This is a genomic window from Actinomycetota bacterium (genome assembly GCA_013152275.1).
Taxonomy (GTDB): Bacteria; Actinomycetota; Acidimicrobiia; order Spongiisociales; family UBA4744; genus BMS3Bbin01.
Map to the genome: position 1 here is coordinate 1 of JAADGS010000040.1, position 23,200 is coordinate 23,200.

27 protein-coding genes, 1 tRNA gene and 2 pseudogenes are annotated in these 23,200 nt (G+C 63.9%); 4 read left to right on the forward strand and 26 right to left on the reverse strand.

Annotated features, from left to right (window positions below; genetic code table 11):
• Together GXP34_07380 and GXP34_07385 are read right to left on the reverse strand one after the other, a co-directional pair.
• Positions 1-373 (reverse strand): hypothetical protein (locus GXP34_07380; GenBank protein ID NOY55795.1); only part of this gene is annotated, 373 nt, incomplete at its 3' end.
• A 16-nt stretch (positions 374-389) separates the two neighbouring features.
• Positions 390-926: a hypothetical protein gene (locus tag GXP34_07385; protein ID NOY55796.1), complete on the reverse strand. Its 537-nt coding sequence runs from the start codon at positions 924-926 to the stop codon at positions 390-392.
• A 263-nt stretch (positions 927-1,189) separates the two neighbouring features.
• Between GXP34_07385 and GXP34_07390 the strand changes: the two genes are divergently transcribed.
• Positions 1,190-1,648, forward strand: a complete 459-nt coding sequence (locus GXP34_07390) for an SRPBCC family protein (GenBank protein ID NOY55797.1) — start codon at positions 1,190-1,192, stop codon at positions 1,646-1,648.
• A 6-nt stretch (positions 1,649-1,654) separates the two neighbouring features.
• Here the strand turns inward: GXP34_07390 and GXP34_07395 are convergent, their stop codons facing one another.
• The 15 genes from GXP34_07395 to GXP34_07465 form a co-directional block, all read right to left on the reverse strand.
• On the reverse strand, positions 1,655-2,839 hold the full coding sequence (locus GXP34_07395) for an extracellular solute-binding protein (protein ID NOY55798.1): 1,185 nt from the start codon (positions 2,837-2,839) through the stop codon (positions 1,655-1,657).
• 42 nt (positions 2,840-2,881) lie between these two features.
• Positions 2,882-3,190 carry a F0F1 ATP synthase subunit epsilon gene (locus tag GXP34_07400; GenBank protein ID NOY55799.1) on the reverse strand — a complete coding sequence of 103 codons (309 nt, stop codon included), beginning with the start codon at positions 3,188-3,190 and terminating at the stop codon, positions 2,882-2,884.
• Positions 3,190-4,614: a F0F1 ATP synthase subunit beta gene (gene atpD, locus GXP34_07405; GenBank protein NOY55800.1), complete on the reverse strand. Its 1,425-nt coding sequence runs from the start codon at positions 4,612-4,614 to the stop codon at positions 3,190-3,192. Before atpD ends, GXP34_07400 begins: the two co-directional genes overlap by 1 nt.
• Positions 4,615-4,640: 26 nt before the next feature.
• The gene (locus tag GXP34_07410) at positions 4,641-5,519 is read right to left on the reverse strand and encodes a F0F1 ATP synthase subunit gamma (protein ID NOY55801.1); all 879 of its coding nucleotides are present in this window, start codon (positions 5,517-5,519) and stop codon (positions 4,641-4,643) included.
• Positions 5,520-5,522: 3 nt separating this feature from the next.
• Positions 5,523-7,043: a F0F1 ATP synthase subunit alpha gene (locus tag GXP34_07415; GenBank protein ID NOY55802.1), complete on the reverse strand. Its 1,521-nt coding sequence runs from the start codon at positions 7,041-7,043 to the stop codon at positions 5,523-5,525.
• A 15-nt stretch (positions 7,044-7,058) separates the two neighbouring features.
• Positions 7,059-7,592, reverse strand: coding sequence for an ATP synthase F1 subunit delta (gene atpH, locus GXP34_07420; protein ID NOY55803.1), 534 nt, complete (start codon positions 7,590-7,592; stop codon positions 7,059-7,061).
• Between the two features lie 3 nt (positions 7,593-7,595).
• Positions 7,596-8,141 (reverse strand): F0F1 ATP synthase subunit B, encoded by a 546-nt coding sequence (gene atpF / locus GXP34_07425; GenBank protein ID NOY55804.1) that lies wholly within the window; start codon positions 8,139-8,141, stop codon positions 7,596-7,598.
• On the reverse strand, positions 8,141-8,389 hold the full coding sequence (gene atpE / locus GXP34_07430) for an ATP synthase F0 subunit C (GenBank protein ID NOY55805.1): 249 nt from the start codon (positions 8,387-8,389) through the stop codon (positions 8,141-8,143). The genes atpF and atpE overlap by 1 nt, the downstream gene beginning before the upstream one ends.
• Positions 8,385-9,155 carry a F0F1 ATP synthase subunit A gene (atpB, locus tag GXP34_07435; protein NOY55806.1) on the reverse strand — a complete coding sequence of 257 codons (771 nt, stop codon included), beginning with the start codon at positions 9,153-9,155 and terminating at the stop codon, positions 8,385-8,387. Before atpB ends, atpE begins: the two co-directional genes overlap by 5 nt.
• The gene (locus GXP34_07440; GenBank protein NOY55807.1) at positions 9,152-9,520 is read right to left on the reverse strand and encodes a hypothetical protein; all 369 of its coding nucleotides are present in this window, start codon (positions 9,518-9,520) and stop codon (positions 9,152-9,154) included. Before GXP34_07440 ends, atpB begins: the two co-directional genes overlap by 4 nt.
• On the reverse strand, positions 9,510-9,731 hold the full coding sequence (locus GXP34_07445; protein NOY55808.1) for a hypothetical protein: 222 nt from the start codon (positions 9,729-9,731) through the stop codon (positions 9,510-9,512). Before GXP34_07445 ends, GXP34_07440 begins: the two co-directional genes overlap by 11 nt.
• A 135-nt stretch (positions 9,732-9,866) precedes the next feature.
• Entirely contained in the window at positions 9,867-11,138 is a 1,272-nt protein-coding gene (locus tag GXP34_07450; protein ID NOY55809.1) for a serine hydroxymethyltransferase, read from the reverse strand.
• A 43-nt stretch (positions 11,139-11,181) separates the two neighbouring features.
• Entirely contained in the window at positions 11,182-11,724 is a 543-nt protein-coding gene (locus GXP34_07455; protein NOY55810.1) for a threonylcarbamoyl-AMP synthase, read from the reverse strand.
• A complete protein-coding gene (locus GXP34_07460) occupies positions 11,721-12,380 on the reverse strand; it encodes a glutamate racemase (protein NOY55811.1) in 660 nt (219 codons plus the stop codon). The genes GXP34_07455 and GXP34_07460 overlap by 4 nt, the downstream gene beginning before the upstream one ends.
• Positions 12,356-12,523: a hypothetical protein gene (locus GXP34_07465; GenBank protein ID NOY55812.1), complete on the reverse strand. Its 168-nt coding sequence runs from the start codon at positions 12,521-12,523 to the stop codon at positions 12,356-12,358. The genes GXP34_07460 and GXP34_07465 overlap by 25 nt, the downstream gene beginning before the upstream one ends.
• Before the next feature lie 101 nt (positions 12,524-12,624).
• Between GXP34_07465 and GXP34_07470 the strand changes: the two genes are divergently transcribed.
• On the forward strand, positions 12,625-13,053 hold the full coding sequence (locus GXP34_07470; GenBank protein NOY55813.1) for a PaaI family thioesterase: 429 nt from the start codon (positions 12,625-12,627) through the stop codon (positions 13,051-13,053).
• 45 nt (positions 13,054-13,098) lie between these two features.
• Here the strand turns inward: GXP34_07470 and prmC are convergent, their stop codons facing one another.
• From prmC to GXP34_07505, 7 genes and pseudogenes are all read right to left on the reverse strand, one after another.
• Complete coding sequence (prmC, locus tag GXP34_07475) at positions 13,099-13,923, reverse strand: peptide chain release factor N(5)-glutamine methyltransferase (GenBank protein NOY55814.1); 825 nt, start codon at positions 13,921-13,923, stop codon at positions 13,099-13,101.
• A 114-nt stretch (positions 13,924-14,037) separates the two neighbouring features.
• A pseudogene (gene prfA / locus GXP34_07480) lies at positions 14,038-15,110 on the reverse strand (peptide chain release factor 1).
• Position 15,111: 1 nt separating this feature from the next.
• Positions 15,112-15,996 carry a DUF1385 domain-containing protein gene (locus GXP34_07485; GenBank protein NOY55815.1) on the reverse strand — a complete coding sequence of 295 codons (885 nt, stop codon included), beginning with the start codon at positions 15,994-15,996 and terminating at the stop codon, positions 15,112-15,114.
• A 75-nt stretch (positions 15,997-16,071) separates the two neighbouring features.
• On the reverse strand, positions 16,072-16,308 hold the full coding sequence (gene rpmE / locus GXP34_07490) for a 50S ribosomal protein L31 (GenBank protein NOY55816.1): 237 nt from the start codon (positions 16,306-16,308) through the stop codon (positions 16,072-16,074).
• 11 nt (positions 16,309-16,319) lie between these two features.
• Positions 16,320-17,858, reverse strand: coding sequence for a transcription termination factor Rho (locus tag GXP34_07495; protein NOY55817.1), 1,539 nt, complete (start codon positions 17,856-17,858; stop codon positions 16,320-16,322).
• A gap of 143 nt (positions 17,859-18,001) precedes the next feature.
• Positions 18,002-19,343: pseudogene (locus GXP34_07500) on the reverse strand (threonine synthase).
• Positions 19,340-20,623, reverse strand: coding sequence for a homoserine dehydrogenase (locus GXP34_07505; GenBank protein NOY55818.1), 1,284 nt, complete (start codon positions 20,621-20,623; stop codon positions 19,340-19,342). Before GXP34_07505 ends, GXP34_07500 begins: the two are co-directional and overlap by 4 nt.
• An 86-nt stretch (positions 20,624-20,709) precedes the next feature.
• On the opposite strand from GXP34_07505, the gene lysA reads away from it, so the two are divergent.
• Complete coding sequence (gene lysA, locus GXP34_07510) at positions 20,710-21,981, forward strand: diaminopimelate decarboxylase (GenBank protein NOY55819.1); 1,272 nt, start codon at positions 20,710-20,712, stop codon at positions 21,979-21,981.
• A gap of 45 nt (positions 21,982-22,026) precedes the next feature.
• Positions 22,027-22,101: transfer RNA gene (locus tag GXP34_07515), tRNA-Arg, on the forward strand.
• Positions 22,102-22,175: 74 nt separating this feature from the next.
• Here the strand turns inward: GXP34_07515 and GXP34_07520 are convergent.
• Together GXP34_07520 and GXP34_07525 are read right to left on the reverse strand one after the other, a co-directional pair.
• Complete coding sequence (locus GXP34_07520; protein ID NOY55820.1) at positions 22,176-22,376, reverse strand: hypothetical protein; 201 nt, start codon at positions 22,374-22,376, stop codon at positions 22,176-22,178.
• Entirely contained in the window at positions 22,373-23,086 is a 714-nt protein-coding gene (locus GXP34_07525) for a hypothetical protein (GenBank protein ID NOY55821.1), read from the reverse strand. The genes GXP34_07520 and GXP34_07525 overlap by 4 nt, the downstream gene beginning before the upstream one ends.
• Positions 23,087-23,200: the final 114 nt, after the last annotated feature.

The following is a 23,200-nucleotide window of genomic DNA, read 5'->3' on the forward strand; positions in this document are numbered from 1 at the left end:
CGCCGTTCTCTTCGGTTCCCTCTTCCGTGCCGCTCGGCGCGACCGAACCGTCGTCTTCGTCCGACTGCCGATACAGGCTCCCGCCGAGTGCCTCCCATGTGCCCGTCCACGCGATCAGGGCATCGGGATCCGGCAGATCACCAGGAGCAGCCGGCGGACAGCTCGAACCGGCCGGACCGGCCGGCGTCCACTTGAGGCAGTAGCGATGGCATCCTGGACTCGGAGCTTTTGCGTACGCGGGTCTGATGCCGACGGCCTGGATCACCGGGGTCGCCCACGCGAGGGCTGCTCCCACCGCCAAGCCGCGCTTGAGCGCCTGACGGCGTGTGATGCCGGTCAAAGGCGCTTCGGCGTTGGTGTCGTCCGTGGCCATGTTCTTCACCTTCACTCTACGCCTGCTCGCAACACTGGATAATCAACTCGATGTGGAGGATCAGGCTGTTGGCACATGCGGGGATGAAGACCGCATCACCGAACGTGGAACCGGAACCGTCGACCTTCGTGGTGTGACCGTCCAAACACCTCGCCGCTGCACTCCATGGTGAAAACTCGTCCGGCGACGGATCCTGCCCGTAGAGACGGCAGTTGTCCGGAAGCTGCTCCGTGAACCCCGTGGAATAATCGCCGGTAACCACGATGCCGTCGAGCGTCGCCTGCGGCGGCAGTGCGTCCGTCACCCCGTCAGGACAAGACAGCACAGGCCACAGAGATAGCCTGAGCTGAAACCATCGTTCTGGAAACAGCGGAGTCCACGCGATGCAGTACACGTCACAGTTGATCCACGCCGGGCTCGTCGTCTGCGCGTACGCGGGGCGCAAGCCGACGACCTGCACGATCGGGACCGCCCAGAGAGCACCGGCGACCGCCGCACCACGTTTCAGCGCCTCACGGCGCGTCAAACCGACCTGGTCCGGCGTCTCGTGCAACCTGTGCCTCCTCGCTCACACGTCGGTCCGGCGAAGCTCATAGCTTCACCGTCCAACCCGCCCCCAGCGTATCGGAGCGACCACACAGCGTCGATACGACACGTGTCGTATATGCAGCGCCACTGACTTCCGTTCTCGTCAATGCCGGCGTCGAATGGCGACGCTCCCATTGACGAGAAAACCCAGTGTGGATTCCTGTCAATGCCGGCGTCGAATAGCGACGCTCCCATTGACGAGAAAGCACAGGTACTAGCCTGCCCCGGATGGCTCCGGATCGATTCACCCACAGCGTCTCTGTCGACACCACACCCGAGTCGGCCTGGCAGGTACTCCAGCAACCCGAGACCTGGGGCAAGATCGCGGGCGTCGAGCGCGTCTATGACGCGCGACACTCCCCCGACGGTGTCCTGCGCTCCTACCGGTTCACCGTCAGAGCCGCCGGAAAGGCCTACGAGGGCACCGCCACGACCCACGACGCCGACGCACCGACCCTGATGGCGGTGACGATCGACACCTCAGAGGTCATCGGCACGATCACCGTCGAACTGACGCCAACCAACCCCGGCGGCATCGACATGACCGCATCACTCAAGATGCAGGCCAGGGGCATACTCTCGGTCCTGATCTTCCCCCTCATCGCAGCGGCCGTCGGTTCCGGGTTCGCCGCCCAGATAGACGAAATCGGCACACGCATGGAGGCCGACGGCCAGGCGCCGACCTAGACCGATTCACGGTGCCGTGGCCCGTACCACGGCCTCTTCGGCGCTCGTGAGCGCGCTCGCAGGGTCGAGCCCGGAGAAGATTGCGTCGAGCGCCGCGTCGAGGGGATCCCACACGGTCGCCATCTCCGCGACCCCGGGGAGCAGGTCGCCCCCGTCGACGCTCTCGACGAACCCCCCGATGTGTCCGTCGAGACTCGATCGGGCGGGTAGGTACGCCGGAACGCGATTGTCGGCGAGGGCCGCTCCTGTCAGCACCTCAGACCTGGCCAAGACCTCTCGAACGAACGACTCTGCAAGATCAGGCGGAGCGTCGGCGCTCACGAAGAACGCCTGGACTCCGACGAACGGGCGCAGCGACCTCCCTTCCAGCGTCGGTAAAGGGCGCACGGCGAAGTCGACACCGGCGTCGACGAAGGGGCGAATCTGCCACGGTCCGGTGATGAGGAACGGAATCTCACCGGCGGCGAAGCCGTCGACGACCTCGCCGTACGGCCCGGTAAAGACGGTCCCCTCCGCGACCAGGCGGCCGAGCGCCTTCGCACCTTCCACGGCTTTGCCAAGTCCGACATCGTTCACCGACCATCCCCCGCCGGGGCTCGGGCCGAACACGTATCCGCCCGAACTCGAAAGAAACCCGTACTGGTGATAGAGGCCCTCGGGGATGCCGACACACCTCTCGAACGACGCACAGAGGCTCCGAAGCGATGCGAACGTGTCAGGGACGACGTCCCCACCGGCGACGTCCAGATTCACATACAGTGAGACCGCCTCGAGCCCGTACGGGATCCCGTACGTCTCACCACCCGACGTCACCGACCGGATCGCGACGGGATCGAGATCGGGACCGACGACTCCCAGGTCGACCGGCACGACCACGCCCTGTGCGAGCAACGACGGCAGCCTATCGTGCGACGCCACGAAGACATCAGGTCCGCCTCCCGCCACCACCGCGGTCGCGATGTCATCGAACGGGTGTGCGACCACATCGACCGCCACGCCGGCACGCTTCGCGAAATCTGCGACGAACGGCGCGAGAACCGCCGCTCGCAGGTCGTCCACCCACACCTCGAGGCGGTCGGATTCAACCGTTGTCGTGACCGATGGAGAGGTGACCGTCGGACGCGGCCCCCCGGTCGTCGAGGGCACCACTTCGCCGGTGCACGCCGCCACCAGCAGTCCGAACACAACCAAGGCAGCGAGAATGTGCTCGAAGTTGGACCGTCTGCGGACTACTCAGCCCTCCTCGGCACGCAGTCGCTCTGCGACCTCGAGTGCCCGGCCGCGGTCATCGGTGAGTTCGGCCCGGTCGGTGAGGAGTGTCACGTGGTTGTCGACGATCTGCAAGAAGCCCCCGTGCATTCCCACGGTCACCTTCTCGTCTCCCGCCTCGACGACGACGACTCCGGTGGCAAGCGCCGCCATCAGTGGCTCGTGATCGGTGAGCACACCGATCTCGCCATCGACGGTCTTGGCGACGAGAAAATCGGCGTCACCAGACCAGACGACGGCCTCGGGGGCAACGATGTCGACGCGGAAACTCATCAGAAGGTCGCCTCGATCTCCTTGGCCTTCGCCTGGACCTCCTCGACGCCGCCGACCATGTAGAACGCCTGCTCGGGCAGCTGATCCAGCTCGCCATCGATCAGCATCCTGAAGTCGCGAATGCTCTCTTCGAGAGGCACGAAGACACCGGGAATACCGGTGAACTGCTCTGCGACAAAGAAGGGCTGTGACAGGAACCGCTGGATACGCCGGGCCCTACCCACGATCAGCTTGTCCTCTTCGGACAACTCGTCGATGCCGAGAATCGCGATGATGTCCTGCAGGTCCTTGTAGCGCTGCAGGATCTGCTGCACCCTGCGGGCGACGTCATAGTGCTCCTGGCCGACGTGCAGCGGATCGAGAATCCTGCTCGTCGAGTCGAGCGGGTCGATCGCCGGGTAGATCCCCAACTCGACAAGACCTCGCGACAGCACCGTTGTCGCATCCAGGTGAGCGAACGTCGTGTGCGGCGCAGGGTCGGTGATATCGTCGGCGGGCACGTAGATCGCCTGCAACGACGTGATCGACCGGCCCTTCAGCGACGTGATCCGCTCCTGAAGAAGGCCCATCTCGTCGGCGAGGGTCGGCTGGTACCCCACCGCCGAAGGCATCCGCCCCAGCAGCGTCGAGACCTCGGATCCGGCCTGCGTGAACCGGAAGATGTTGTCGATGAACAGCAGCACGTCCTGACGCATCACGTCGCGGAAGTACTCGGCCATCGTCAGAGCCGACAGGCCGACCCGCAGGCGAACACCCGGTGGCTCGTCCATCTGGCCGAACACCAACGCCGTCTGCTTGATCACGCCGGACTTGGTCATGTCGACGAACAGGTCGTTGCCTTCACGGGTCCGCTCACCGACACCGGCGAACGTGGACACGCCACCGTGCTGGGTGGCGACCCGGTTGATCATCTCCTGGATGATGACGGTCTTGCCGGTCCCGGCACCGCCAAACATGCCGATCTTGCCGCCACGTATGTACGGTTCCAGCAGGTCGATGACCTTGATACCCGTCTCGAAGATCTCCTTCTGCGGTTCGACGTCTTCGAACTTCGGCGGCGGCCTGTGGATCGGCCAGCGTTCGTCGAACTCGATCGAGTCCGCCGGGACGTCGAGTGGCTCACCCCATACGTTGAAGATGTGTCCGAGCGTCTTGGGTCCGACCGGAACGGTGATCGGTCCGCCCGTGTTGCGGACCTCGGCACCACGGACGAGACCATCGGTGCCTTTCATCGCCACGGCGCGCACCGTGTCGTTTCCAAGGTGCTGTGCCACCTCGGCAATGATCATCTGGGGCTTGCCGCCGATCTCGAAGATGATTTCGAGGGCATACAAGATCTCTGGGAGCTCACCTTTGGGGAACTCCACGTCGACGACGGGACCCGTCACCCTGACGATCCGTCCAACACTCTTCGCCTCTGCCACGATCCCTCGCTCCTTCGTTTCCTACATCATCCGTTGCGTAACGCTTCCGCGCCGCCAACGATCTCTGAGATCTCTGTTGTGATCTCAGCCTGGCGGGCCTGGTTGGCTCTCCGGCTGAGGACTTTGATCAGGTCTTCCGCGTTCTCCGTTGCCGCTTTCATCGCCCGCTGCCTCGATGCGTGCTCCGATGCAGACGAGTCCAGCAGCACGCCGAAGGCCGTCGCCTCCACGTACCGTGGTAGCAGCCGATCGAGAATCTCCGACGGCGACGGCTCATAGCTGTAGGTCACCGTGCCGAGCGGCTCCTCGTCGCCTTCCGGCGGGACGATCGGCAGCAGCTCGATGCCGCTCGCTTCTTGCACGAGAGCGGACACGTACCGGGTATAGAACACCTCCACGGCGTCGACCGCCCTGCTTGCATACTCCTCCATGATCACATTTGCGAGGGTCCGGGCATCCGCATATCCAGGGGCGTCGGTCACTCCCAGGAAAGCTCGTTCCACGTGATATCCGCGGAAACGGAAGTACGTCTGCGCCTTCTTGCCGACGACATACACACGGATCTGCACGCCTTGGAAACGCAGTTCGATGATGCGACGCTCGGCCATCCTGATCACCGTCGAGTTGTACGCACCGGCGAGACCACGATCCGACGACACCACGACAATCCCTGCGGTGTCGACCTTACGCCTCTCGAGGAGCATGTGGGTCGCACCTCCGGCGGCACGTCCCACGTTTCTGATCACATCGGTGAGCTGCTCCACGTACGGTTTGGAGGCATGGACACGCTGCTGGGCCTTGACGATGCGCGACGCGGCGATGAGCTCCATCGCTCGCGTGATCTTCTTCGTCGACTGCACGGATCGAATCCGCCGCCGTGTCTGCCGAAGCTCGGCGCTGGCCAACCGCTACTCCCTTCCTGCCTCGAAGAGCTCTTTGAACTCGCCGATCGCCTTGCTCATGTCCTCCGCATCCGGCATCGTGCCGGTTGATTCGATCCGCTCCAACAGAGCCGCGTAGCGACTCCGGACGAATCCGCGCAGCTCCGCCTCGAACCGACCGATGTCCGGCACCGGAATATCATCCATGAACCCGCTCGTCACCGCATGGATCACGAGCACCTGTTCTTCTACCGGGACCGGTGTGAACTGCGGCTGCTTCAGCACTTCGACCACGCGGCGACCTCGCGCCAACTGGGCTGCGCTGGCCGCATCGAGTTCGGAGCCGAATTCGGCGAAGGCCTCCAGCTCGCGAAACTGTGCCAGATTGATTCGCAGCGGACCCGCGACCTTCTTCATGGCCTTGATCTGCGCGCTGCCTCCGACCCGCGACACCGAGATGCCGGCGTTGATCGCCGGACGCACACCCGAATAGAACAGATCGGTCTCCAGAAAGATCTGCCCGTCGGTGATCGAGATCACATTCGTGGGGATGTACGCCGAAACGTCTCCCGCCTTCGTCTCGACGATGGGCAGCCCTGTCAGCGATCCCCCGCCGAGATCGTCCGAGAGCTTGGCACAGCGCTCGAGAAGTCGGCTGTGCAGGTAGAAAACGTCGCCCGGATATGCCTCACGGCCTGGAGGACGCCGCAGCAGCAGCGAGATCTCCCGATAGGCAACCGCCTGTTTGGAGAGGTCGTCGAAGACGATCAGGGCGTGCTGGCCCTTGTACATCCAATACTGAGCGATCGCCGAGCCGGCGTACGGTGCGTACATCTGCAGCGCTGCGGGCGCCGACGCCGCCGCGTTGACCACCACCGTATAGTCCATCGCACCGTGCTTGTGGAACGCATCGACCACCTCTGCGACGGTCGAAGCCTTCTGGCCGATGGCAACATAGACGCACTTCACGTCCTTGCCCTTTTGGTTGATGATCGTGTCGACCGCGATTGCCGTCTTCCCGGTCTGACGGTCGCCGATGATCAGCTCCCGCTGCCCGCGACCGATCGGGATCATCGCGTCGATCGCCTTGATCCCCGTCTGGAGAGGTTCGTTGACAGGCTGGCGCTGTACGACCGAAGGAGCCTGCACTTCGAGGAGACGGCTCTCCGTCGTATTGACCGGGCCTTTCCCGTCGAGAGGATTGCCGAGCGAGTCCACGACCCGTCCGAGCATGGCATCACCGACACCGATCGAGAGCACACGGCCGGTGGAACGGACCGGCGAGCCTTCCTCGATGTGGGAGAACTCGCCCATCAGCACGACACCGATCGAGTCCACGTCCAAGTTCAGGGCGACACCGAGCAGGCCACCTGGGAATTCCAGCAACTCGGAAGCCATCGCGTTGGGAAGGCCTTTCACGGCCGCCACACCATCGGCGACCATCGTCACGTAACCGACCGTCTCGGCTTCGAGTTCTGGTGCCCAGCCTTCGAGATGCTTCCGCAGGGAAGCGGCGATGTCTTGCGGGTCAAGCGTCAGTTCAGCCATCGTTGCTCCTTCGCATCAGCGGCTCTGTAGGGTCTGGCGAAGACTCTCGAGACGGTGACGGATCGATCCGTCGATCACCGTGTCGCCGATCGTGGCGACGATGCCACCCAAGACCGATGGGTCGACCACGAGCTTCACTTCAACGTTCTTTCCGGTTGCCTTGCCGAGAGCTTCCTCGAGTTTCGTAAGCGTTTGCGCGTCCAGCGGCACCGCCGCACGGACCTCGGCGATCGCCTTGTTGCGCTCCGCCGCGGCACGCGTCACAAAGGTGTCGGCAATTGCAGGGAGATCGCGTGCCCGTCCCAAGCCGGCCACGAACCGCACAAACGCCGTCGTCAGGTTCGATGCCTTGCCTTCCAGCAGGTCGGCGAGAACTGCTTCTTTGCGCTCGGCCGGCAACCGCGGATCTGCCAGTACGTCGGCGAGTTCCGCGGAGCCTTCGATCGCCCGAGCGACCGTGAACATCTCATCCTCGACGGTCGCGAGCTGCCCTTCGGCGCTCGCAATGGCGAGGATGGCGTCCGCGTATCCCGCGATGCGCTCATCCATCGCCTAACCCATCCGTTCGAGTTCGTCGAGATAGCGGTCGATCAGACCCTCTTGCGCTCGGCGGTCGAGGCTGCCCTGCACCACCCGCTCGGCGAGGTCGATCGAGAGATTGGCGACTTCCTGGCGGACCTCGGCGAGTGCACGCTCACGCTCGGCGGCAACTTCGCCTCTGGCCTTCGCGACGATCTCTTCCGCCTCGGCCTTGGCTTTGGCGACCATGTCGGACCGCATCGCCTCCGCCGTCAGTCGGGCTTCCTCGATGATCCGGTTGGACTCTTCTTTGGCATTCGCCAGCTGTTCCCGGTAGTCGTTCAGGAGTCCCTGAGCTTCCAGCTTGGCGTCCTCGGCCTCTCGCATGCCGCCAACGACGGCCTGCTGACGCGCTTCGAGCGTACGGTTGAGTGCCGGCCCCGCGAACTTCCACAGCATGAACACGAGAACCGCGAAGCTCACAATTCCCCAGATCAGCTCGTGGATCTCCGGGAGGATCAAGAACAGGCCCGATCTCCCCTCGGCAGCGAGAACCAGTTGTGGCGCCGCGGCGAACATCACACCTGCCCGAACAGGATGAAGAACAGAAGGAGGCCGAAGAGGGCGAGCGCCTCGGTGAAGGCAATACCCAGGAACATGGTCGTACGGACCTGTCCCGCCATCTCCGGCTGCCGGACCATTGCCTGCACGGCGTTACCGACCACGATGCCGATACCGATACCGGGACCGATGGCCGCGAGGCCGTAGGCCAGACCTGCCCCAAGAAGTGCTGCAGCTTGCTGTTCCAATGTGGTTCTCCTCTCAATGCTCCAGGTGAATGGAACTCTCGATGTAGACGGCGGTGAGCAGTGTGAAAATGAACGCCTGCAGGATTCCGACGAAGATCTCGAACCCGGTGATCACGATGGCAAATGCGAACGGGATCGGCCACGCGATCAACTTCGGACCGAGTACGAAGTAACTGGCCGTGGTCACAAAAAACACCGCCAACATGATGTGCCCGGCGATCATGTTGGCGAAGAGTCGTACTGCCAGGCTGACCGGACGGATGAAAAACGTCGAGATCAGCTCGATCGGAATGATCAAGAGCAGCAACGGTTTGGGCACACCTGGGGGGATGAGCGTGTGGACGATGTACATGATGCCGTGCTTCTTGAGCCCGACGAAGACGAACACGAACCACACGAAGATGGCGAGAAAGGCAGGGACGGCCATCCGGGCCGTCACCGGGAAGTTGACCAACGGCGTGACCTCGAGGATGTTCAAGAAAAGAACCCAGAAGAACATCGGGATCAGCAGCCACTCGTACTTGACCGACTCCGGGCCGATGACGTCCCGTCCGATGTCCTTGCGGACGAAATCGACCATCGATTCGACAACCACCTGAAACTTCGTCGGTACGATCCGTGGCTTGCGGAACGGGATATAGAGAAAGAGGAAGGTCGCCAGGGTTGCGAGAAACATCAACAGCACGACGCGGTTGATCCCCCATGGCAACACGGCCGGCCAGTCGAACAACTCGTTGATGTCCGTGGGCACTACCACGATCTGCGCCAGTACAGCCGGAATCACCTGACAGCCTCCTTCCGGGCCTGCATCACGAGCAGCCCAATGTACGTAACTCCGAGACCCAAGAAGAGTCCGGTGCGATCTACTCCGAGAAACCTGAGCGCAACCCACACGAGTGCGGTCAACAGCACGAGCCGGACCACGAAACCTCCAAGCGCCACCGCTCCGAGAGCGTTTGGAGAACGACGCCCCGCCCACGAGAGCGCCCTGCCGGAAAGTATGAAGATGGTCGCGACGATGGCGGCGCCTGCGAGCGCTGCGAGTCCGGCGGAAATGCCACCGATCGCCAGAGCGACGGCCGCAACGAGGGGGCCGAGCCACAGCGTCCTCCGGGCCATCTCGGAGCCCATCCTGGCTTCAACGTCCACGACGTTCCATTTCCTTCGCGTACAACAACATCCAGTAGAAACCCAACGCAAATCCGGCGGCGGTTCCGAGAGCGACGAGCCACGGCCACGTGCCCAACCAACGATCGGCCAGCCAGCCGAGCGCGCCTCCCGAAACTACCGACGCGAAGAACCTGCTCGAGATATCGGCTGCCTCGGCGATCCCTCTGCCCGCGCTGTAGTTCGGCGGCATCGTTATCGATCCCGGGTCGGTTTGCAAATCAGCCGGATGCTCGACATCCGGTCATCGGCTCTCGGCCGCCAGTCGACCGAAGAGCGGACTGAACGACAATGCTCGACTGCAGGCTGATGGCTGATGACACCTACTCTAAACGTGACCGGGAAACGACGCCTCATAGGGAGGGAATCGTGAGGCCAGTACTTCGGCTGCATCCTTCACTTCCTTGAGTGCGACGTCGTCGCGGCGTTCGCGAAGAGCCCTGGCGATCAGATCTGCGACGTGCTCGACCTCGGTCTCCTTCATCCCTTGGGTCGTCACCGACGGGGTCCCGATGCGGATCCCGCTGGTGATGAACGGTGAGCGTGGATCGAACGGGATCGCGTTACGGTTCAGGGTGATCCCAAGGTCATCGAGTAGGGTCGCAGCTTCTTTGCCGGTGAGTTCGTCGTCGACGCTGCGCACGTCAACCAAGAACATGTGGTTCTCGGTCGTGCCGCTCACGATGCGGAGACCGAGCGAAGTCAGGCGCTGGGCCATGGCTTGGGCATTGCGCACGACCTGGTGGGCATATTCCCGATAGGCCGGTGTGGATGCCTCCCGGAAGCAGACCGCCTTGGCGGCGATCTGGTTGAACAGTGCCCCGCCCTGCACCGTGGGGAACACCGCCTTGTCGATCACCTTGGCAAACTCTTCCTTGGACAGGATGAGGCCGCCCCTGGGGCCCCGCAGAGCCTTGTGGGTCGTCGCGGTGACAATATCCGCGTGCGGAACCGGATTGGGATATGCGCCGCCTGCAACGAGACCGATGAAGTGGGCGGCGTCGACGACGAAGACGGCCCCCACCTCGTCGGCGATGTCTCGGAACGCCTCGTAGTCCAGACGCTTGGAGTAGGCCGAATAGCCTGCGAGCACCATCTTGGGTCGATGTTCGAGCGCGAGACGCCGAACCTCGTCCATGTCGATGATCTCGGTCTCCGGATCCACTCCGTATGCGACGAAGTTGTAGAGGCGGCCCGAGAAACTCACCGGCGAGCCATGGGTCAGATGCCCGCCCTGGTCGAGGCGCATCCCGAGAACCGTATCGCCCGGTTGGATGGTTGCGAAATAGGTCGCCATGTTTGCCTGCGAGCCGGAGTGCGGTTGGACGTTGGCATGTTCCGCCTCGAAGAGGTTCATCGCTCGCTGCCTCGCCAGATCCTCGACCTCGTCGACAACCTGACAGCCCTCGTAATAACGCCGGCGCGGATACCCCTCTGCGTACTTGTTGGTAAACACCGATCCCGACGCCTGCATGACGGCACGCGAGGCAAAGTTCTCCGAAGCAATGAGATGGATGTGCGAATCCTGGCGGATGACATCGGCCTTGATGAGCGCGGCGACCTCCGGATCGGACACCTCGATTGGACGTAGATCAGTCATGGGAACCTCGGTTTTGGGTGCACCCAGGCTAGCGCCTTGGCCATCAACCGATCGGACCGGCTCGCAAGAGTACCGGTGGGTCGACGGTGCAGTCGACGACGGTCGACGGGGTTCCTCCAGGACTGCTGCCACCCAGATAGACCGCCACTTCGTTGCCGAAGATGGCTTTCGCCTCCTGATCGTCGTGGGCGGCGGCTTCACCACTGCGGTTGGCGCTCGTGACCGCGAGAGGCCCGGCAACCTCGAGCAGCCAGAGGGCGGCGGGATGATCAGGCACCCGCACACCGATCGTGCCATCGTGCACGACCGGGAGGTCACGTCGCGCCCGAAGGACGAGGGTCAGCGGACCCGGCCAGTGCTCCGTTCCCAACCGGGTCGCCGCAGCAGAGAACTCCACGAGGTCTGCCGCCTGCCGCAGAGAAGTGACGAGTACGGGGAACGGACGGCCGGCGGTTCGGCCCTTGAGCAATGCGAGACGTTCGAGCGCCGCGCCGTTCGCGGGATCGGCGGCAACTCCGTACACCGTATCCGTGGGAACACCCACGATCTCTCCGTCCCGAATGGCCGCCACGGCATCCTCGATCATCCCCACGGAACACCTCCGGATTCACGTTCCAGTTCGTCTACGAAGCCGACCGGTATCTCCTTGCCGCTCAACTCGAGGATCCGACGGGCGAACCGATCGGCGTCCCCCGTCGTCACATACTCGGTGCGAGCGCCCGAGCGGATGGCCCCGTCAAGCATGCGCACCGCCTGGCGGGCCACCGCGGGCGCGGGATCGATAACGGCGACGTTTCTGCCGACGATCGCCTCGATCGCCGGGGTCAGCAGCGAATAGTGGGTGCACCCGAGAACGAGCGTGTCGATACCTGCGGCGAGCAGCGGGGTGAGGTACGTCTCGAGCATGGCGTGCACCGTTCCGGACTCGCCTCTCTCGACCGCCGTTGCGAGGCCCGGACAGGCCTGGTCGACGATGCGGACTCCTGCGGCGTGGCGATCCACCACGGAGGCGTACAACTCGCCCTGGAAGGTCGCGTTGGTGGCCAAGATACCGATGATCCCTCGTGCCGTCTGCTCCGCCGCAGGTTTGACGGCCGGTTCCATGCCCACGAAGGGGATGCCCGGAAACAGGTGCCGCAGTGTGTGCAAGGCAGCGGCCGAAGCACTGTTGCAGGCCACGACGATCAGTCCGGCGCCCTTCGCCAGGAGCATTCGGGTCACCGTTTCGGCGCGGTCGCGCACCTCGTCGAGGCTCCGCTCGCCGTACGGTGCCCACGCTCCGCCAGGTAGATGATCGGATGTCCCGGGATGAGGTGTTCGAGATGCCGCAACACCGACAGTCCGCCGACGCCCGAGTCGAAGATTCCGATCGTCATGTCGTCCACGGGCACCATTTCACCACACCGGCGGTCAATCCACCCCTTCTCGTGACGCTTCACGGGAACTATCCGGCTCAAGCGTCACGAGAACGGGTAAGTTTCTGCTCATGAACCCAAAGACGATCAACGAGTTCCTTCAACAATCGATGCCATCGGCAGGCGACATGGACATCACCTGCACCGAAGTCGACGCCAACGGTGCAGTTGTGCACTGGGAGTACGGGCCGCGTTGGCTGCGTCCCGGCAACTACATCTCAGGACCACTGCTCATGACGATGGCGGACACTGCCCTGTACTGCGCCGTGTTCGGGAATCTGGATCGAATCGAGCCGATGGCGGTCACGTCCGAGCTGTCCACGCACTTCCTTCGGCCCGCCGTCGACAGCGGCGTGACGGCCACGGCCACGTTGATCGAAGTGACCGGTCGGCGCGCCTACGGGGAGGTGCGAATGGTCCTCGACACCAACTCCTCGTCGCCCACGCGACGGGAACCTACATCCTGCCTCGGTAGCCGTCGGTTCCCGCCCCCCGACTGAACCCTGGGCTCGTAGGGGTCGTGGCGACCCCCCTGAGCCCTGGGTTCAACGTTGGGTGGGGCCTTTGCGGCCAACGAGGATCCTCGGCCGCCCGGTGAGATCGTCACGAACCTCGCAGAACAGCCGGCCACCGAACATCTCCAACGCCCGCTCGCCCTGGGTCTCCCCGATCTCGCAAAAGAGCCAACCGCCCTCGGCGAGCCACCCGTGCACCTCGGCGGCGATGCGTTCCAGGATCTCGTCGCCATCCGGGCCCGCGACCAGCGCGGCGCGCGGCTCATGCGAGCGGATCTCGTCGGGAAGCGTCCGGTACTCGGCCTCCGACACGTACGGCGGGTTCGCCACGAGAAGATCGATCTGACCCTTCATGGCAATCGGGAGCGCCGAGAACAGATCCCCCTGACAGAAATCGACGGTAACGCCATTCATCGCAGCATTCTCGGCAGCGAGGGCAAGCGCCTCCTCCGACAAATCGGTGGCCGTGACACGAGCCTCCGGAAAGGCCTTCCGGAGCGCGACGGCGAGCGCCCCCGAGCCGGTACACAGATCGACGATCCGCGTGTCCGGCCCCGCACCGGCGATGGCGTGGGCGGCCTGCTCCCAGAGATACTCGGTTTCCGGACGGGGAATCAGAGCACGACCGTCCACACGCAGCTCCACGGGGCCGAACGGAATGATTCCTTCGAGGTATTGGAGCGGCTCACCTGCTCTGCGTCGAGCGACCAGGCCGGCAAATCGTGCCGTCTCCTCTGCCGTGGGCGCAACGCCGGTGTAGAGACCAGATCGCGATCGGCCCGTGACGGCCATCAACAGACGCTCCGCCTCGTGGAGCGCAAGACCGGAGTCACGCAGGAGCGAGTCATCAGTCATCGGTCGGGCTCGCTCCACTCGCTGTGCCTGGTGTTCTGTGCTCGGTATTCGATACCGCGATCCCAAGGCGCTGCCGGACCGCGGGGCGACTGCGGGGCAACCGAAACCGGAGACTCATTCGCCTTCGGTCAGACGACGGGCCTGCTCATCCGCGGTCAACGCCTCGATGAATTCGTCCAGGTCGCCTTCGAGCACCTGAGGGAGGCGCTTGACGGTCAGCTTGATGCGGTGATCCGTGACCCGGTTGTCCTTGTAGTTGTACGTGCGGATCTTCTCGGACCGGTACCGACCTGCGCCCGCCGCTCCCCCGCGATCTCGGACTGTTGCTCCTCGAGTTGCCGTTGATAGAGACGGGCCCGCAAGATGCGGAACGCCTTGTCCTTGTTCTGGAGCTGGGACTTCTCGTCCTGGCAACTCACGACCAGGCCGGTCGGCAGATGGGTCAGCCGGACCGCGGAGTCCGTCGTGTTCACCGACTGGCCCCCGGGGCCGCTCGATCGGTACACGTCGACTCGTACGTCGGCGGGATCGATCTGGATCTCGACCTCTTCGGCTTCGGGCAGCACCGCGACGGTGGCCGTGGAGGTATGTACCCGCCCCTGTGACTCGGTCTGCGGCACCCGCTGCACCCGATGGACACCGGCCTCGTACTTGAGTTTGGAATACGCGCCTTTGCCTTTCACGGAGAAGATCACCTCCTTGAAGCCACCGGCCTCCGAGGGCGAGGTCTCCAGGACCTCGGTCGTGAACCCTTGTGCCTCCGCATACGCCTGGTACATGTGCTGGAGATCGCCCGCCCAGATCGCGGCCTCGTCGCCGCCGGCCGCCGACCGAACCTCCACGATCACGTCCTTGTCGTCATTGGGATCGGTCGGGACAAGAGCGAGATGGAGGTCTCGCTCCAGCCGTTCCATGTCGCGACGCCGTTCGGCAGCGAGATCTCGAAACTCCTGTGCGGTCGCAGGATCAGATTCCTGCTGCGCCAAATCCTCGGCTTCTTCCGCGTCGGTGGCGGCCGCCTTGTAGGCGCCGTACTGTTCGACGATGCGACGAAGCTCGGCGTGACGCCTGGCCAGGCCTGTGTACCGGTTTCGATCAGAGGTCGCACCCGGCTCGGCGAGATCTTCCTCGACTCGAGCGAAGGCTTTCTCGATCCCTTCCAACCGCTCAATGAGTCGGCGATCCATCTCAGTTCGCCAGGGCACGAAGCGCCGCAGGGCAGACGGGCCCTCGCGCCTTGACTTCCTCGACTTCTTCGGGTTCGAGCGCAGCGAGGAGAGCGGCGACTGCAACCTCCACCTGGTCGTCGGCGGGATGGTCGGTTGTGAGTTTCTGGAGCCACAGCCCCGGAGCGGCGAGGATGCGGCCGAGACGATCGCCACCATGAAGGCCGGAGAACTTGAGGATCTCGTAGGCAAAGCCGGCAATCACCGGGATCAACACGATCCTGGAGGCGATGAGCTGGATCCAGCCCGGCCGGCCAAGGAGCGTGAACACGACCAAAGAGATGAACACCACGATCAGCAGGAAGTTCGTACCACAACGCGGATGCTCGGGCGGGTGCTTCTGGATATGGTCGACCGTGAGCGCTTCTCCCGCCTCGTAGGCGTGGATCGTCTGGTGCTCTGCACCGTGGTATTCGAAGACCCGGCGGATCTCCTTCGATCGCCCGATACCCCAGACATAGCCGACGAAGAGCAGTCCTCGCACAATTCCATCGATGAGGTTGAACGAGAACGACGATCCGCCGATGAACGGTGTGAGGAGCTTCGCGACACCGAGTGGAGCGAGAACGAAGATCAACAGGACGGCGGCGACCGAGAATGCGATCGTCCCCACGAGCTGCAGTTTCGTGAACTCTTCCTCATCCTCGGGAACGGCCTTCTGTGCGGACCATGACAACGCCTTGAATCCGAGCACAAGCGATTCATACAAGACCATGACTCCGCGCACGAAGGGGATTCGAGCGGCGCGCGAACGCGACGACAGCCTCGGAAGGTCGTGTTTCACCGTCTCGATCTCACCGGACGGGACTCGAACCGCGATCGCCCACGAACTCGGGGCTCGCATCATGACCCCTTCGATAACTGCCTGACCGCCAACGGTCGCGCCGGGCGTGCGGCTCACTTGTTCACCTCCGGGATGGACCTACTGGTCTGAAGTTTCCTCGTCGGTGTGCGTGAAGCTCTTGCGGCCGTAACGCTTCTGGAAACGCTCGACCCTGCCGCCCGTGTCGACGAGCTTCTGGCGTCCTGTGAAGAACGGATGGCACTCGTTGCAGAGGTCGACATGCAGCTCCGGCTTCGTGGAACGGGTCTTGAACGTGTTCCCACATGAACACGTCACCGTCGCCTCCACGTACTTGGGGTGGATACCTGCCTTCACAACGTCTCCTCTTAGGTAGACCTGGCCACCTCGGCCAGGAAATCTGTGTTGGACCTCGTAGTCTTCAAACGGTCGATCAACAATTCGAGTGCCGCTCCGGGCTCGAGTGCCAGAAGCACTCGGCGCAGCTTCCACACCTGCAGAAGCTCCTGCCTGTCGAACAACAACTCCTCTTTGCGTGTTCCCGATTGTGAAATGTCAACGGCAGGATAGATCCTGCGATCGGCGAGGCCGCGATCGAGCCGAAGCTCCATGTTGCCGGTGCCTTTGAACTCCTCGAAGATCACCTCGTCCATGCGAGAACCCGTTTCGACGAGTGCGGTGGCCATGATCGTCAGGCTGCCACCCTCTTCGATGTTTCGGGCGGCTCCAAAGAACCGCTTCGGTGGGTACAGAGCCGTCGAGTCCACGCCACCGGAGAGGATCCGCCCGCTCGCCGGCGTGGCGAGGTTGTGGGCCCGGGCCAGACGAGTGATCGAGTCGAGGAGGATGACGACGTCGGTCCCCATCTCCACGAGTCGCTTCGCCCGCTCCAACGCAAGGTCGGAGACCTGGGTATGTTCCTCGGCCGGACGGTCGAAAGTCGAATACACGACCTCGCCCTTGACGGAACGCTGCATGTCCGTGACCTCTTCGGGACGCTCGTCGACGAGCACGACCATCACGTAGCACTCGGGGTTGTTGACCTCGATCGAGTGCGCGATCTCCTTCAACACGGTGGTCTTGCCGGCCTTCGACGGGGACACGATCATCCCTCGTTGTCCTTTGCCGATTGGAGCGATCAGGTCGATGATCCTCGCCAGGCTGTGGTTCGGCATGCCTTCCACTTCGAGTCGAAGCCTGATATCCGGGAACAGGGGTGTGAGCTTGGAGAACTTCGGTCGTTGCCGGGCCTCCTCGGCCGTCATCCCGTTCACGCTGAGGATCCGCGTCAACGCGGGGAACTTCTCCTGTGACCTGGGCGGCCGGATCGGTCCGCTCACCTGGTCCCCCTTGCGCAGCCCGAACTTGCGGATCTGGCTGGCGGAAACGTAGACGTCCAGCTCGCCGGGAAGGTAGCCCGTGACTCTGAGGAACCCGTATCCCTCAGGAAGAATGTCGAGGATGCCCTCACGCTGTTCGAGTTCCCCTTCAGGGATCTGGGACTGGCCACCACCGGAGGAACGGCGACGCCGCCTCCGGTTGCGCTGAGTATCGCCCTGGTGATGCTCGTCACCTTGGCGCTGCTCGCGCTGAGAGCCACCGTCGTCGGAACGAGCCGACTCGTCGCCGGAGGTCGAGTCCTGGCCACGATCGGCCTCGTCACCGGTTGCCGCACCATCGCTTGCAGCCGTTGGCTCACCGTCGCCGGCCGGCTCGGGTGTTTCGACAGGCGTAGCCACGGGAAGGTCGATGGGAGCCGGCTCGCTGCTCACCGCAACACCGTCGGCATTCAGGATCCTGTCGATGAGTTTTGCCTTCTGCAGACCATCGGTCTCGATATCCACCGCGGCCGCGATGGTTCGGAGGTCCTTCACGGATTTCTCCTGGAGTTCCGATCTGGTGGTCATGTCATCCTTTCAGTCGGGAAGCCGTCATAAGAGGCTCGGCGACATGCTCTCTCGATGCCTCTTGCCTCTCACGGCACGAAGGAACATCATCGGAGGCTTGGGAACCCGACGCGATCAACGATCGATGCGCCGGGGGTGTGCACTCATTGTACGGTGGATTCGCCGATCTTCCAAGTACGAAAGTGCTCGATGAACTCTTCCACGGCCACCGAGCTTGCAGGAAGGACCGTGAAGTGCTCCTCGCGGTCGGCAAGGTCGGCGATCCTGGACGGAGTATCGGGCGTTTTCCCGATCGCCACTTCGACGACCTCCGGGAACTTTGCCGGATGGGCCGTACCCACCACGATCACCGGAACGTCACGCTCCTCGGCGTCCGAGGCGGCGACCGCAACGGCAGTGTGGGGATCGATCTGCCTGCCCCACCTACGAAAGACCGTACCGATGACATCCACGATCTGGTCATCGGTGAACCAATGCCCTCTGAAGGACGTCCGACCGAGCCCGGGGATTCCCGCGCCGGCCATCGCCATGGCGACGCGATCGCCGTCACGGCCGAGGAGTTCGTAGACCAGGCGCTCGAGGTTCGACGGAATCTGAATGTCCATTGCGGGAGCAACCGTCGGAATCACGTCGCTCGGGACAATGGATCCGTCCTCGACAAAGCGCACGACACTGCGGTTCACGTTCGTCCCGACGATCAATCTGCGAATGGGGACCCCCATCCGCTTCGCGACCCAGGCGGAGTAGACATTGCCGAAGTTGCCCGTCGGCACGGCCACGTCGACCTCGTCGGCTCCGACGGCGTTTACCGCCCACACATAGTATGGGATCTGGCCCATCACCCGCGCCCAGTTGATCGAGTTCACCGACGAGACGGGACCATCCATCCTGATGAGCAGTTCTTTGACGATGCGCTGGCAATCGTCGAAGGTCCCTTCGATCGCGACGTTGTGCACGTTCGCGGCGGCAACCGTCGTCATCTGACGTCGCTGCACGTCGGAGACTCTTCCATGGGGATGGAGGATGACGACGTCGAGCGCGGGACGACCTGCCACGGCCGCGATCGCAGCCGCCTGACGTCGCACCAAGCACCACGTAGTGCTCACCACGTGTTTCGAGTGCGTGATCGAGCAGCCGTCCGAGCCACTGGAGCGCGTAGTCCTTGAACGCAAACGTGGGTCCCCAGAACAGCTCGAGCAGGTACCGTGCGTCCCCGAGTTCGGTGATCGGTACGAGGCGATCGAACCCTTCATACGCGGCGCCGGCGAGCGCCGACAGCTCGCCCGGGTCCCCTGCGCCGAACATCCCGCCGACCGCGGCCACAAGGTCCGGGTAGGACAACCGGCCGAGATCGCGAAGATCCCCAGAGTCGAGCTCCGGCCACGTTTCCGGGACGAAAAGACCGCCATCGCCTGCAAGCCCGCTGAGCAGCACGTCTTCGAAGGACGCCCCGGCGACCCCACCGCGGGTCGACACATATCTCATGGTTCGTCGCTCTGCACCCGTATCGACGCGGCCACCTCCCGCACTTCGTCGAGGTCCTCCAGCGACGCGACCGCGGCACGCAGGTCCGTCTCGAGCGCATCGTGGGTAATCAGCAGCAGGGTTGCCTCGTCACCACGCCCCTCCTGCCAGACCGACTTGATGCTGACCTCCGCCTCCCCGAACGCACCGGCGATCTTGGCAAGTACGCCGGGAGCATCGAGGACGTGCAGGCGGATGTACCACTTGGTCATCGCCTCCTCGAAAGGGCGGACGCGTCCAGGGCCGAAACGGACCCGAGGTGTGGCTCGCGGCCCTGCGAGAAGTTCGCGAGCGGCGTCGATGATGTCACCGAGCACGGCCGTCGCCGTCGGGCCGCCTCCCGCACCGGGACCGGAGAACAGCAACTTGCCCACCTTCGGACCTTCCACGAACACGGCATTGGCCACACCCCTGACCGACGCCAGCGGATGAGATCTGGAAACGAGGGTCGGATGGACCCGAACCGTGATGCCGTCTTCGTCCTTGTCTGCGATGGCGAGGAGTTTCAGAACGTAACCGAGATCGGCCGCGAAGCCGACGTCCGCTATCTGGACGTTCTCGATTCCCTCCCGGTACACCTGATCGGTGCTCACGACGGTCCCGAACGCAAGGCTGGCGAGGATGGCGGCCTTCGCCACCGCATCGGCACCAGAGATGTCTGCGGTCGGATCGGCCTCGGCGAAACCTCGTTCCTGCGCCTCTCGTAGGGCATCTTCGAACCGGGCACCGTCTTCGGTCATGCGCGTCAGCAGGTAGTTCGTCGTTCCGTTGACGATTCCCATCACACGCGTCAACGATTCACCGGCGAGCGTCTCGGTGAGCGGGCGGATGATCGGGATGCCTCCACCGACGGACGCTTCGAAGAGCAACGACACACCGGTGCGGGCCGCTTCTTCCAACAGTTCCACGCCCCTCGCAGCGACGAGTTCCTTGTTGGCGGTGACGACGGGCTTGCCGGCGCGGAGTGCAGAGAGAACGAGCTCGCCGGCCGGCTCCAGACCGCCCATCACCTCGACGACGAGCTGCACGTCCGGATCGTCGATCACCACTCGGGGATTCGTCGTGATGAGATCATCGGGGATCGGGAATACCCGAGTCTTCTCTGGCGACCGGATCGCCACCCTGCGGACCTGGAGCTCGAGTCCCGTGCGTGCGGTCAACGCGTCACGATCCTCGATGAGGCGCTGCAGCAGCGCACCTCCCACGATTCCGCCTCCAAGAATGCCGATGCCTACGGCCATTGCAGCTCCATGATCGGCGATGGTAGCCACCGAGGCTCTTTTCCATCGGAGCAAATGGCCTGACACTCCGGTACGCTCTCGGCACAATGCCCGGTCCACTCCCCGATTTCCTGCTTCCCGACAACGCCGACGTCGTCGAAGGGCGTCTTCAGATTGCCGGGTGTGACACGCTCGATCTGGCTCGAGAGTTCGAAACGCCTCTGTTCGTCTACGACGAGGATCACATCCGAAACCGTTGTCGCGAAGCCGTCGCAGCGTTCGGTGACGGTGTCACGTACGCAACGAAGGCGTTCCTGTGCACTGCGATGGCCCGGTTGGCCCACGAAGAGGGAATGTGCCTCGATGTCGCGACCGGAGGGGAACTGGCCGTCGTCCTCGCTGCCGGCGTACCCGCGACGCGCGCGGTCATGCACGGCAACAACAAGTCGCCCGAAGAGCTCGAAATGGCCATGAGTATGGGTGTTGGGCGCCTGGTCATCGACAACTTCGACGAGATGGACCGCATCGATGCGCTCCACCGTCGAGGACTCCCCGTTCCCGACGTGTTGATCCGGGTCACACCGGGCGTGGAAGCACACACACACGAGTTCGTGCAAACCGGCCGGGACGACACGAAGTTCGGATTCACCGCTTCCACCGGCGCGGCCGACGCTGCAATCCGCCGAGCCGATGCATCCGAGAGCATGCGCCTCGTCGGCCTTCACGCACACATCGGCAGCCAGGTGTTCTCCCTCGAAGCATTCGCCCAGGCTGCACGCGTGGTCGCACGGCTCGCCGCCCCGTACCGGCTCCCCGAGCTCTCCCTGGGTGGCGGACTCGGGGTGCCGTACGTCGATGGCGAGAACGCACCCACGATCACCGAATGGGCGCAGACCATCGAGGCCGTGCTGCACTCCGAAGGCGTCGACGCTCGTCTGTCGGCCGAGCCGGGCCGATCGATCGTGGCCACGGCCGCGATCACGCTCTACACGGTTGGAACGGTGAAAGAGATCCCCGGTATCCGCACGTATGTCGCTGTCGACGGTGGGATGAGCGACAACCCGCGTCCCGTCCTCTACGGCAGCGGCTATGAGACCTTCCTGCCTCGCGCCGTCGACAGCGCTCGCACCCGAGCGATCAGGGTCGTCGGCAAACACTGTGAATCGGGCGACGTGCTGGTGGCCGAAGGGTGGGTTCCCGAGGATCTGCACGTCGATGACCTTCTCGCCACTCCGGTCACCGGAGCGTACGGGCACTCGATGGGCTCCAACTACAACAAGGTCCGCCGGCCGGCCGTCGTCTTCTGCCGAGATGGCGATGCCCGCCTCGTCGTACGGCGGGAGACCTATGCAGATCTGCTGCGACTCGACACGGGATGAGCGTCCGGCGTACTCGCGCAGGCCGGGCGGTAACATGGCGTTTCCGCCCTCGTAGCTCAGGGGATAGAGCGCCGGCCTCCGGAGCCGGGTGCGCAGGTTCGAATCCTGCCGGGGGCGCCACACACCGCGTTTCTCGTCGATGCCGGCCGCACACATTCACGCCGGCATCGATGAGAATGGGGATGCGGGAGGGCTCAACGAGCGAAGTAGTGCAGACCGAGCCACATCCAGCCGGCCATGACACCGATGCGGCCCGTGCGGCTGTGCATGATCCTGGTGAGCACCACCCCCAACGACGGGATATCGGATCCCTCACGAAGGCTCATCAACTGCACCGCCACACCTGCGAGCGCGATCAACGCATAGATCGCGACAGTGACGTCATGACTACTCATCGTCTCACCAGGTACCAGCCGAGCACCAACCACAGGAACAAAGAAACGGAGCGTCCGACGTGCCCCGAGAGAATCGGGTCCATGAGAACACTCAACGTCGGATGCGCATAGGAACCGACATCGAGAGACGGCTGGAGGAGCAGGTTGGTGAGCTCCCACAGTCCCAGAGCGACGAACACGGTTGCCCACGCCCTGGCGCCTTGACGACTGATCGGCGCCGGCTCGGGCCCGGACACGGGTGGTTCCCGCCACACGGTCACCAGACCCAGAAGCCCGGGTACGACGACCGCGACCGTTGCCGGCCACGAGTACCGCACGAAACCTCCGACGATCGCCGCGTAGAGAACGACAACGGCCACTCCGGTGAGGGTGCGCTCCGAGCCGTGGGCGGGTTCGGCCGGAGCGTTCTGCGCTCCCGAGCCCCTGCCATCCCGCCCGTCGACATCGTCGGCCTGAATGCCGGGACCATGGCTCTCCGCCCCTTCGGCGGCGGTCCGAACAAGCACCAGGCCGACACCGATGAGCAGAACGGCATGAAGGGGGTTGCCGGAGAGTCCATCGAACATTCCCGCGAGGATCAGGATGACGATCACAGGACTCTGTACTGCGGCGCCCAGGGTCGTCCGCAACACATGCCACCGAGGCGCAGGAACGGCATCTCGAAGCGATCCCTCCCGGTCCTCGTCCGGCGCTTCCTCGCCTGCCTTCATCGACTCATTGTTGCATCCGGCGGCGATGGCTGCGCAGCCCGGCCGGACGACGAGTCGACGGCCTACGAACCGAACGCCGATCCCGGTCGGCGAGGGCGGCTCATCCTCTCGACG

What these genes read in the sequence shown, in the direction of transcription:
- GXP34_07390 (NOY55797.1), top strand. Translation starts at nt 1,190, where the DNA reads ATGGCTCCGGATCGATTCACCCACAGCGTCTCTGTCGACACCACACCC.
- GXP34_07485 (NOY55815.1), bottom strand. Translation starts at nt 15,996, where the DNA reads ATGATGCGAGCCCCGAGTTCGTGGGCGATCGCGGTTCGAGTCCCGTCC.
- GXP34_07525 (NOY55821.1), bottom strand. Translation starts at nt 23,086, where the DNA reads ATGAAGGCAGGCGAGGAAGCGCCGGACGAGGACCGGGAGGGATCGCTT.
- GXP34_07455 (NOY55810.1), bottom strand. Translation starts at nt 11,724, where the DNA reads ATGATCGAGGATGCCGTGGCGGCCATTCGGGACGGAGAGATCGTGGGT.
- GXP34_07445 (NOY55808.1), bottom strand. Translation starts at nt 9,731, where the DNA reads ATGCCGCCGAACTACAGCGCGGGCAGAGGGATCGCCGAGGCAGCCGAT.
- atpF (NOY55804.1), bottom strand. Translation starts at nt 8,141, where the DNA reads ATGTTCGCCGCGGCGCCACAACTGGTTCTCGCTGCCGAGGGGAGATCG.
- prmC (NOY55814.1), bottom strand. Translation starts at nt 13,923, where the DNA reads ATGACTGATGACTCGCTCCTGCGTGACTCCGGTCTTGCGCTCCACGAG.
- GXP34_07495 (NOY55817.1), bottom strand. Translation starts at nt 17,858, where the DNA reads ATGACCACCAGATCGGAACTCCAGGAGAAATCCGTGAAGGACCTCCGA.
- GXP34_07400 (NOY55799.1), bottom strand. Translation starts at nt 3,190, where the DNA reads ATGAGTTTCCGCGTCGACATCGTTGCCCCCGAGGCCGTCGTCTGGTCT.
- GXP34_07415 (NOY55802.1), bottom strand. Translation starts at nt 7,043, where the DNA reads ATGGCTGAACTGACGCTTGACCCGCAAGACATCGCCGCTTCCCTGCGG.
- GXP34_07520 (NOY55820.1), bottom strand. Translation starts at nt 22,376, where the DNA reads ATGAGTAGTCATGACGTCACTGTCGCGATCTATGCGTTGATCGCGCTC.
- lysA (NOY55819.1), top strand. Translation starts at nt 20,710, where the DNA reads ATGCCCGGTCCACTCCCCGATTTCCTGCTTCCCGACAACGCCGACGTC.
- GXP34_07450 (NOY55809.1), bottom strand. Translation starts at nt 11,138, where the DNA reads ATGACTGATCTACGTCCAATCGAGGTGTCCGATCCGGAGGTCGCCGCG.
- atpH (NOY55803.1), bottom strand. Translation starts at nt 7,592, where the DNA reads ATGGATGAGCGCATCGCGGGATACGCGGACGCCATCCTCGCCATTGCG.
- GXP34_07470 (NOY55813.1), top strand. Translation starts at nt 12,625, where the DNA reads ATGAACCCAAAGACGATCAACGAGTTCCTTCAACAATCGATGCCATCG.
- GXP34_07505 (NOY55818.1), bottom strand. Translation starts at nt 20,623, where the DNA reads ATGGCCGTAGGCATCGGCATTCTTGGAGGCGGAATCGTGGGAGGTGCG.